Origin of the sequence: Flavobacterium sp. LS1P28 (assembly GCF_003970335.1) — a bacterium.
GTDB lineage: Bacteria > Bacteroidota > Bacteroidia > Flavobacteriales > Flavobacteriaceae > Flavobacterium.
Genome location: NZ_RYDI01000018.1, coordinates 20,675 through 31,435, shown reverse-complemented (window position 1 = coordinate 31,435; position 10,761 = coordinate 20,675). Strand labels below are relative to the sequence as shown.

Below are 10,761 nucleotides of genomic sequence, written 5' to 3'. Positions count from 1 at the left end.
AAAATGTATCGTATAGAGCTGTATACCAAAGTATTTTGAGTGTCTTTTTGATGAAATTTTTGCTGTTCATTATTTTATTGGAATTTATGTAAGATTTATAATAACAATAAGAAAAGTTTCATTAATTTTAAAATCAAATAAAAACAGATGCTAGTTAAAGTTTTTGGAAGTGCAGTTTTTGGCGTTGAAGCCACAACAATTACCGTTGAGGTAAATATTGATAAAGGGATTGGATACCATTTAGTTGGATTACCAGATAATGCTATTAAAGAAAGCAGTTACCGTATTGCGGCTGCTCTTAAAAACAATGGCTATGCGATGCCCGGCAAAAAAATCACCATCAATATGGCTCCTGCGGATTTACGTAAAGAAGGCTCTGCGTATGATCTGACTTTGACAATTGGTATTCTGGTAGCCTCTGGGCAGATTAAAGCCGATGAAATTGACCAGTATGTAATCATGGGAGAGCTTTCGCTTGACGGAGGTTTGCAACCCATTCGTGGCGCTTTGCCGATTGCTATCAAAGCAAAAGAAGAGGGTTTTAAAGGTTTTTTTCTTCCAAAGCAAAATGTGAAAGAAGCAGCAATTGTTGCAGGATTAAATGTGTATGGAATAGAAAACATACAGGAAGTAATTGACTTTCTAGAAGGAAAAGGGACTTTGGAACCAACAACAATCGATACCAGAGCCGAATTTTATAAAACATTAGACTTTCCTGAATTTGATTTTAGTGATGTCAAGGGGCAGGAGTCTATAAAAAGATGTATGGAAATTGCGGCTGCCGGCGGGCATAATATTATCTTGATTGGTCCACCGGGTGCCGGAAAAACCATGTTAGCTAAGCGATTGCCCAGTATTTTGCCTCCCATGACGTTGCGTGAAGCATTAGAAACCACAAAAATTCACAGTGTTGCCGGAAAATTGAAGGAAGTAGGTTTGATGAATCAGCGTCCGTTTCGTAGCCCGCACCATACTATTTCGAATGTGGCGCTTGTTGGCGGCGGCAGTTATCCGCAACCCGGCGAAATTTCAATGGCGCACAATGGCGTTTTGTTTCTGGATGAATTGCCGGAATTTAAACGCGATGTTCTGGAAGTGATGCGCCAACCACTGGAAGATCGAGAAGTGACTATTTCCAGAGCTAAATTTACAGTTACTTATCCATCCTCGTTTATGCTGGTGGCAAGTATGAATCCGAGTCCAAGTGGTTTTTTCAACGATCCGGATTCGCCACAAACTTCTTCACCACATGAAATGCAGCGGTATTTGAGTAAAATCTCAGGACCTTTATTAGATAGAATTGATATTCATATCGAAGTGACACCAGTCCCTTTCGAAAAATTATCGGATGATCAAAAAGCAGAAAGTAGTGTAGACATTCGCAAAAGAGTGACTGCGGCTCGTGAAATTCAAACCGAACGCTTTGAGCAAATGGAAAATATCCATTACAATGCCCAAATGAATACCAAACACATTCGGGAATATTGTGCCTTGGACGATGTTTCAAAACAATTATTGAAAACAGCGATGGAACGCTTGAATCTTTCGGCTCGGGCCTATGATCGAATTTTGAAGGTGGCTAGAACTATCGCTGATCTCGATGCGGCTCCAATAGTGGTTTCCAGCCACATTGCTGAAGCGATTCAGTATAGAAGTTTGGATCGTGATGGGTGGTTGGGCTAAAATAGATTTCAGATGTTTCACGGCTGCAAAAATGAGAATACCTTCGCGCTAGCGGGGGAAAAAGAAAAGAATAGAAATAAATAAGTTAAAAAAGAGATTTCGATAGAAATCTCTTTTATTTTTGCCAAATGTTAGAAATTCTTTACCAAGACGAATATATTATAGCAATTAATAAACCAAGTGGCTTGTTGGTTCACAAATCATTCTATGCGCGTGATGCAAAAGTTTTTGCTATTCAAGAATTGAGAAATCAAATAGGAGGGCGACACGTTTATCCTATTCATCGGTTAGATCGCAAAACATCTGGTGTCTTGTTATTTGCGTTGGATAAAAAGGTTTTAAAAATTATGAATGATCGTTTTGCCACGCGCGAAGTCGAAAAAAAGTATTTAGCAATTTTACGTGGTTGGTCACCCGAAGAACTAACGATTGATTATGATTTAACCAATGATGATGGTGTTATACAAAATGCAATAACCTACTTTCATCGATTGCAAACTACCGAAATTGAGTTAGAATTTAACAATCAACCAACGTCACGATATTGTTTGGTAGAAGCGATTCCTGAAACTGGACGTATGCATCAATTACGAAAACATTTCAAACATATTTTTCATCCCATTTTAGGAAGTCGGCCACATGGTTGTAACAAGCAAAATAAATTATGGTTGGAGAATTTTGAACTGAAAGGAATGATGCTTCATGCACATCAGTTAATTTTTAATCATCCAATAACAAATGAACAACTAATCTTGAATGCAAAGATTAATGAAGAGTTTAGCAGAGTAGGTACTATTCTTAAGCTAGATTTGAATACGTATGAAATCGCCATGACAGAAGCTGTCGCAAACACCAATGAAGATCTGGCGATACCATATTCCTATAAAAAACAAATATTATCTACATATGAATAGAATACTTATTTGTAAAATAAAGCTTTAAATTATTGTTGTATTTGGAAACAACAGTTTTCAGTGTAAAGTGGAGCAGAGTTGGGGTTTTTGATCAACAATTTTTAATTTCAGATGTTTATCACAACGTTCCACAAAATCTCGGATTTTGAGGAAGTGACTTTCGGTTTTTAACCGATTTTGTTTTTTGAATCTTTGAATTTTAAGATCAGTCGGAGACTGAAAAACACATACTCAAAGTCGGAGACTTTGCGCAGCGCGCAGCGGGAAACGAGCTCGACTTTGTTTTTCAAAGAGTTGAATACAAAATGCTATGATAAAAATAAAAACGCTCTAAATAGCCCCGATAGAAATGAAAATCCTTATTAGGGCTGGTGTTCAGCCCTAATAAGGATTTTAATGTATAACGGGAAATACGTTCTTAAAAAACGAACTCGTTCTGCTCCTAAAAAAAATGTATTTTCTTAAACTATTATTTAGTTTAACGTCGATCATTATTTTGACTCGGGCGTCTTGGACCAAAACTGTTATTGCTGGTGCGGTTTGTGGTGTTGTGTTCTTAGTAGTTGGAATTCTGATAAATACCGGAGAGTTTACATAAGCGTAAGTAAGATAAATTTCAGACCGTTTTTATAATTGGATAATAATTTTATATTTTAAATTTTTGACCATTATTGTAAATACTCATTTCCAGACTTTCTATGGATATAAGATTATTTGTACCTGACTTTTGAATCCCTTTTGGATTTTTGATTACGATAACTTCGCTTTCTCCTGTAATTTCTATAGTTTTATTTTGAACAATGATAGCTGTGGCTTCATCAATTCCTATTCCGACGTGAGAAGGGAATTCTACCATAGCAGATAATAAACGGTTGTATCGACTTCTTTTTAGAAAATGCTGATCAATAATCACGTTTTTCATTAAGCCTAAACCCTCTGTTGTTTCGAGATTATTGTGGCGTATGTTGTCAAAAGTTCCAGTATATACCGGATTTAATTTTTGATTTCCGGTGATCATGTGTTCGCACATTACCGCTGCTCCAGCACTTGTTCCGGCAACGGTACTTCCGTTTTTGTAGGCTTGATGAATGGCTGTTTTAATGGGAGTGTTTTTGACGATATCCATGAATCGGGTTTGGTCGCCTCCACTTATAAAAATGAGTTTTGCCTTTTGAAGAGAGTCAATCCATTTTGGATTAGTTGCGGTTTTTTTATCAAAATTGAGCATCACTATGGGATTTGGCGTTAGCCTTTTTAGCTGATCATTGAAGTAAATGTAGGCACTGTCTGGCTCTTCGCTGGACATGGGTAATACGACGATATAATCTTTTGCTTCTAATTTAGAAAGGGACAATAAACAGGTCATCAGTTTATCTGATCTGTTTCCACCGCCAATGATAAATAAGGTTCCTTTTGGAGTTTGAGCTTGAATGGAACAAAAGGCCAATAATAGAAAAATTATAAAATGAAATTTAGAAATTGAAATAGATTTGTTCATGGTTTTAGGTGTTTTATAATTATTTTGATTGCTTTTTTGTATTTAATTTTTTTCCATTTTAATAAACTTACCCGTAAAATTCGGAACTGATTTTTGCTCGTTATAAACTAGTTTTCCATTTACCCATACGCTCTGTATTCCTGTGGAAAGAGCCGTAGGATTGCTTACTGTGGCATTATCCATTATAGTATTAGGATCAAACAAGACTAAATCGGCAAAGTAACCTGTGGCAATGAGTCCGCGATTTTTTATGCCTACGTTTTCTGCAGATAAGCTAGTCATCTTTTGTATGGCCGTTTCTAGTGGTATCAGTTTTTGCTCACGGACATAGCGACCCAGCACTCGGGAGAAAGAACCATGTCCACGAGGATGTCCACCCATCGACCCATCAGAACAGACGTTGCTAAAAGGCCACTTGAGGAAATTGCTGATGTCAGTTTCACTCATTGATTTTGCCACAATAGTTCCATCCTGACCGATTGCTGATGTCTCGCGAATGATGCGCAAGAGCGCCTGCGCAGCAGTTTCATTATTTATTGCAGCAATTTCGGTCACCGTTTTTCCTTGCCAAGTAGGACTTGGTGCGTAACGGACCATTACTGAATTAGCAGGATCAAACAATTCTTGTGTTGCAAATTCAGCACTGGCGAGATTGTCAAAATCTTTCTCTGGAAATAAAACCCTCGGCGTAGAATTCCACATGGTATAAGGATATACATCGGCTGTGATATTGATACCTTCGAGTCGTGCCTGTTGTAATTTTTTAAGAATAAGACCAGAATTGCCCCATCTACTACGCATGGCAATTTTTAAATGAGAGATTTGAACAGGAATTTTTGCCTCTCTTCCAATATCAATAATTTCATCAATAGCTTCATCGAGATACATATCTTCGCTGCGAATGTGGCTAATGTAACGCCCGCCTTTGGAGGCAGCTACTTTGGCAAGTTCAACTACTTCATCGCGACTACTGTAATAAGCTGCCTCGTATTCAAGTCCAGTGCTAAGTCCAAGCGAACCTTTATCCATCTCAGATGCTAGCAAAATTTTCATAGCATCAATTTCAAGAGTAGTAGCTTTTCTACCTACATCATCCTTCATTATTTTTTCGCGTAACCAAGCCTGTCCGGTGTATGTAGCGATATTTATACTTACGGGGATTTTTTTTATCGATGAAAGTATTGTGTCGATGGGTACTGATTCTCCATCTTGCCCTATTACAATAGTTGTAATACCTTGGTTTGTTGCTGCGATTCCTTCAGGGTTTTCATCAAGTCCTGAGGCATGATGACTATGGCTGTCAATAAAACCAGGAGCCAGTACTTTTCCTTTTCCGTCGGTAGTACTTTCATTCTTGAAAACCTTTAGTGATCCGATGTCTTGTATGCGATCATCCACAAGGCGAACATTAGCGGCATAAGCCGGAAGGCCCGTTCCATCAATTACTTTTATATTGGTAATAAGCTGGGTTTGTGGAAGTGCAATGGGTTTTTCTTCCCAAATATTCGGGATCAACTTGTTTGCATAAGAATTAGAAGAATTGTCAAGTATAATTAGTGTTTGATTTTTATCGATGTATCGAATGATGGCGGCATTGAAACCAACCCAATTGCCAGTATGTGCCACCGTTTTTCCAGGCTCTATTATGTCCCAGCCAAAACCATATTTAGTTTCGGCACCATTATTTAGTTTCCCGGATGTGATCGCTTCTGTGAAGCTTGATTTGTTTAAAATTTTTCCGGTGTAGAGTGCCTGATCCCATTTATATAGATCTTCTGCCGAAGCATATACATTGCCATCGCCAACTACGCCATCAAAACGAATCAGGTCATTAGACAATGATTTTCCTCCTTCATATCGCATACCAAAAACGCGTGATGGCGGATAGGATTTCATCTTCAAATGATAGACATAACTGTTGTTCATTTTAAGTGGAGCAGCTATATATTGCTGAAAAAATTTGTCGGACGTGCTACCAGAAACCATTTCCAGGACGGAGGCAAGTATGGCATAATTAGTATTGCAGTACTGCCATTTTTCTCCTGGCTGAAAAACAAGATTTGGTTTTTTGAGGGCTAGTAATTCCAACAGCGATTTATTGCTGAGTGTATCGAGCAATGTCATGTCGCCTTTCGCTATTTCGAAATAATCGGGAAGTCCCGAAGTATGATTCATCAGTTGACGAATGCTGATGTTGTTGTATGGAAAGTTTGGTAAATATTTTTGTACAGATTCGTCATAATTCAATTTACCTTGTTCTTTTAATATCATAATCATCATCGAAAAGAACTGCTTGGAGACAGAAGCAAGGTTGAATGCTGAAGAATTATTTAAGGGAGTGTCATTTTTTGGGTCTGCATTGCCAAATGTTTTTTTATAAAGGATTTTTCCTTCTTTTCCAATCAATAGGCTGCCGTTAAAAAGTTGTCGTTGATGCAAATAATTCAGTACTGAATCAATATGAGCAATTTTTTTGGATTCTTGTGAAAAAATGATAATGGGAACAAGAAACAGTAGAAGAAATAACAGTTTTTTCATAATCAGTATCGAGTTTATTACAACATTTTTCATCTTTTTAGTTAAAAAATTACAATTAATTTCTATGGGATTAACTATCGAATTGATCCAAAATACAATTTATTTTTTAATACAAGACTTTTAAATTTAATACAAGACTAGCTTTCAAGTAGAAAAACTGATATTTAAAGAAAGTGAACATTATTTTTTCTATATTTTATTTTTTTTTGTAATTATTGGATTCTATTCCTCCAAGTTTAAAAGCCTGCATTGATTCTTTTCGAATGAGAAAATGATAAAAGTAATCAAAAAAACAGGATTCGATGTGAAATTAAAATAGCGTTTTGCAGTTTGTAAAAAAGCAAAAAACACAACCATTTCAGCCTCAATTCGTGGAGATGTTATAGAATGTCCACTTTCATCGGCATAGTCATAGAAAATGTATTGGATATAAGGCATCCGATATCTTTTGGTTTAGGCAATAAATATTTCCGTTTTAAAACAAACAACAGAGATTATTCGCTTTAAAAAACATTTAATTCTGGTTTATGTTCCAAAAGAGTATAAGAGTTATGGTTTTGTAGAGCATAAAATTAAAAATAAATTAGAGAATACAGTCAGTTTTGCAATCGATTCAAAAAGAAAGGGATTTACATTATGACTGATTATTCTCTTGTTCTGAATTCTCACGGAAAAACGGAAATTTACTATTTAATAGTACTTTGTTTTTTGTTAAAAAATGTAAACGATATTTTCTTTTTTTTGTATGAATACCAAATTTTAATTTCATATTTTATTATTTTAACACGTGCTAACCTATATTTTATTTATTTTTTAAAAATGAGTATAATTTTTTAAGATTTTTATACCTTTTAAAAACAAATTATCACCTCCTTGTTTTGTATTCTAAAGTTATGATTTTTAATGTTTTAGGCTTTATTGCTTAAATTTTTTCATTCAAAGCGATACTCTTTAACGCTTGGTAAATGATTTCCTATTTTAAATTTAATTCCTTCTCTTTTGATTATTATCAGTTATCAATTAATATTTTCTTAACTTATTTGTGTATATTTGTTAAAATTATAACAAATAACAACAGGTATTAACTAACTTATTTATTATTTATGAAAAATAGTCTACTCAAAGGCTTGATGGTGTTTCTAACGATGTTTTGTACTACTATGACCTATTCACAAGAGGTTTCTGGTAGAGTGTCGGATTCTAATGGTCCCCTTCCAGGAGCCACTATTTTAGTTAAAGGAACAACCAATGGCGTACTTACAGATATGGATGGAAATTTTACGATTAAAAATGTTGGCTCTAATGCCGTTTTAATCTTTAGTTACATTGGATTAAAAACTCAGGAATTAAGTGTAGCAGGGATAAGTACCCTAAATTTAATTTTAAAAGAAGATTCGGCTGAGCTAAAAGAAGTTCTAGTAATTGGTTTTGGAAAACAATCCAAGCGTAAATTAACGGATAACATCGCTTCTATTTCTTCTGATCAAATTAATCAAATTCCAGTAGCAAATTTGCAAAATGCACTTGTTGGTAAAGCTGCGGGTGTCCAAATTACTCAAATAAATGGTAAAGTAGAAGGTGGTGTGAAAATGAGAATAAGAGGAATTTCTAGTATTTCTTCGTCTCAAGAGCCTTTATACGTAATCGATGGGTTGCCATTGATAAATGATAATGAAAGTACGGGAAGCGCCCCTATTAATCCTTTAATTTCATTAAATCCTAATGATATTGAATCTATTCAAATATTAAAAGATGCTTCATCTGCCGCCATTTACGGAGCTCGAGGAACGAATGGAGTTGTTTTGATTACAACTAAACAAGGGAAATCTGGGAAAACGAAAATCTCTTTGAACACCTCTGCAGGTTGGAGCGAAGCAACCAATAAAATGAGCTGGTTAAATACAGCACAATATACGGAGCTTTTTACCGAAGCTTCTGCAAATAGTTATGGAGCTGCGGATTTATGGTTAACGGAACCTGGAGGTGTTTTTGATCAACAGGGGAATGGTAAAAATTGGAGAATTAATGAAGTTGATACGGATTGGCAAGATTTAGCCTTGGTAAAAGGATCAGTTCAAGACCATACCTTTTCTATATCAGGAGGTGATGAAAAAACGGTATTCTTTATTTCAGGTGGTTATAATAACACGCAAGGAATTATTAGAGGGAACAGTATGGAGCGTTATTCTTATAGAGGGAATTTAGATCATAAAGTTTCCGATAGATTAAGAGTGGGACTTAATACGAGTTTAAGTAAAACAAATATTGCAAGAATTGGATCAGATAATTCTTTTGCAACTCCATTGCAAGCGGTGGCACAATCCCCTTTATCTCCCGCTTATTTAGACGATGGGGTGACACCTAACAATCAATCTACCATCTATTATAATTTTTTAATGCAAGAATTCAATGGAAGTTGGGGAGTAAATATTTTTAGAACTTTAATGAATAGTTATTTGGAATATAAAATTTTGCCTGAATTGACTTTTAAAACAGAGTTAGGCTATGATAATAACAATCAAACGGAAGAATATTTTTCAGGAAGTCTGACGGAATCTGTTTCTACTAATGGTTATGCAGATGCCAATGCAGTTCAGTCAGATAAGTACAGTATTAATAATTATTTTACTTATGCTAAAACATTTAATGAGGATTATGACGTAGAGTTTGTTGGAGGAATGAGCTTTGAAGAAAGTTCTCGAAGCAGGCAATATGTTGCGGGAACAGGATTTCCGTCAGATGCGCTGCAAACTATAGAAAGTGCTTCTGAAATAATAGCTGGATCTTCAAGTAGAACAAAGTATAATTTTCTTTCCTATTTTGGTAGAGCTACTTTTTCATTTATGGATAAATACCTCTTAAAAGGAAGCATACGTTATGACGGTTCTTCGCGATTTGGAGTATCAAACCGATACGGAGTATTTCCTGCTGCTTCTGCAGGTTGGATTATTTCTGAAGAAGATTTTTTGAAAGACAGTGGTGTCATCAACTTATTAAAAGTTAGAGGAAGTTTTGGAGTAACGGGAAATGCAGGTATTGGCAACTTTGCTAGTTTAGGTCTTTTTGAAGGATCCTCCTATAATCAACGATCAGCAATTAATCCAGTTCAATTGGTAAATCAAGATTTAAAATGGGAAAAGACAAATCAATTTGATGTGGGAATTGATTTTGGAATATTGAATAGCAGAGTAAGCGGTGAAATTGATTATTACGTTAAAAAAACAAATGATCTTTTATTAAATGAACCACTTCCGGGAACTTCAGGCTGGAGTTCTTTAACTCGTAATGTAGGATCTTTGACTAATAAAGGGTTTGAATTTGTATTGAATACTACCAATATCAAAACAACTAATTTTAATTGGAAAACGTCTTTAAACCTTTCGACTTTAGATAATAAAGTGACTGCTTTGCCTGGTGGAGATATTGTAGCTGGACATAATATTGTTAGGGTAGGTGAAACCATTTCCTCTTTTTATATAGTGGAATATGCTGGGGTTGACCCCGCAAATGGAGATGCTTTATTTTATCGAAATACGGCAAATCCAGATGGTAGTTTAGATAAATCAACAACTAATAATTATAGTGAAGCACAAAGAGTAATTTCAGGAAGTCCATATCCTACGTTTATGACAGGAATGACCAATACGGTATCTTTTAGAAATTTTGATTTTTCTTTTACTTTTCAAGGCGAATGGGGATCTTCTATGTATAATGAAGGTGGGAAATTCCAATCAGGGAATGCCCGATATGAAGACAATCAAACAACGGATCAGTTAAATAGATGGCAAAATCCGGGGGATATTACTATGGTACCTCAAGCCAGAATGTATTCTACAAACGGGCAACAAGCCTCAACACGTTATTTAGAAAAAACTGATTTTGTTCGATTAAGAAATTTATCTTTAGGATATACGCTTCCTAAAACACTCATTCAAAAATTGTCTGTCGACAGGGTGCGACTTTACTTAACAGGAGTCAATCTGCTAACCTTTACTAATTATAGTGGATATGATCCAGAAGCCTCTTTTGATAATAATGGCGATTCTAATATTCAAAAAGGAATTGCATTTTATTCCGCTCCTCCTGCTAAAACAATTACTATTGGATTAAATATTGATCTATAAATAA

General features: G+C 35.4%; 6 protein-coding genes. 3 read left to right on the top strand and 3 right to left on the bottom strand.

The window, feature by feature from the left end:
* Positions 1–147 precede the first annotated feature (147 nt).
* Both EKL97_RS12880 and EKL97_RS12875 read left to right on the top strand, forming a co-directional pair.
* Positions 148–1,683, top strand: coding sequence for a YifB family Mg chelatase-like AAA ATPase (locus tag EKL97_RS12880; RefSeq protein WP_126462556.1), 1,536 nt, complete (start codon positions 148–150; stop codon positions 1,681–1,683).
* A gap of 128 nt (positions 1,684–1,811) precedes the next feature.
* Positions 1,812–2,597 (top strand): pseudouridine synthase, encoded by a 786-nt coding sequence (locus EKL97_RS12875; RefSeq protein WP_126554144.1) that lies wholly within the window; start codon positions 1,812–1,814, stop codon positions 2,595–2,597.
* A gap of 646 nt (positions 2,598–3,243) precedes the next feature.
* On the opposite strand, the gene EKL97_RS12870 is transcribed toward EKL97_RS12875, so the two are convergent.
* From EKL97_RS12870 to EKL97_RS12860, 3 genes are all read right to left on the bottom strand, one after another.
* A complete protein-coding gene (locus EKL97_RS12870; RefSeq protein WP_126462550.1) occupies positions 3,244–4,095 on the bottom strand; it encodes a cyanophycinase in 852 nt (283 codons plus the stop codon).
* 42 nt (positions 4,096–4,137) lie between these two features.
* Positions 4,138–6,633: a serine hydrolase gene (locus EKL97_RS12865; RefSeq protein ID WP_126569023.1), complete on the bottom strand. Its 2,496-nt coding sequence runs from the start codon at positions 6,631–6,633 to the stop codon at positions 4,138–4,140.
* A 222-nt stretch (positions 6,634–6,855) separates the two neighbouring features.
* Positions 6,856–7,071 carry a hypothetical protein gene (locus EKL97_RS12860; RefSeq protein ID WP_126462544.1) on the bottom strand — a complete coding sequence of 72 codons (216 nt, stop codon included), beginning with the start codon at positions 7,069–7,071 and terminating at the stop codon, positions 6,856–6,858.
* 665 nt (positions 7,072–7,736) lie between these two features.
* Between EKL97_RS12860 and EKL97_RS12855 the strand changes: the two genes are divergently transcribed.
* Positions 7,737–10,757, top strand: a complete 3,021-nt coding sequence (locus EKL97_RS12855) for a SusC/RagA family TonB-linked outer membrane protein (protein WP_126569008.1) — start codon at positions 7,737–7,739, stop codon at positions 10,755–10,757.
* Positions 10,758–10,761: the final 4 nt, after the last annotated feature.

What these genes read in the sequence shown, in the direction of transcription:
- EKL97_RS12870 (WP_126462550.1), bottom strand. Translation starts at nt 4,095, where the DNA reads ATGAACAAATCTATTTCAATTTCTAAATTTCATTTTATAATTTTTCTA.
- EKL97_RS12860 (WP_126462544.1), bottom strand. Translation starts at nt 7,071, where the DNA reads ATGCCTTATATCCAATACATTTTCTATGACTATGCCGATGAAAGTGGA.
- EKL97_RS12855 (WP_126569008.1), top strand. Translation starts at nt 7,737, where the DNA reads ATGAAAAATAGTCTACTCAAAGGCTTGATGGTGTTTCTAACGATGTTT.
- EKL97_RS12875 (WP_126554144.1), top strand. Translation starts at nt 1,812, where the DNA reads ATGTTAGAAATTCTTTACCAAGACGAATATATTATAGCAATTAATAAA.
- EKL97_RS12880 (WP_126462556.1), top strand. Translation starts at nt 148, where the DNA reads ATGCTAGTTAAAGTTTTTGGAAGTGCAGTTTTTGGCGTTGAAGCCACA.
- EKL97_RS12865 (WP_126569023.1), bottom strand. Translation starts at nt 6,633, where the DNA reads ATGAAAAAACTGTTATTTCTTCTACTGTTTCTTGTTCCCATTATCATT.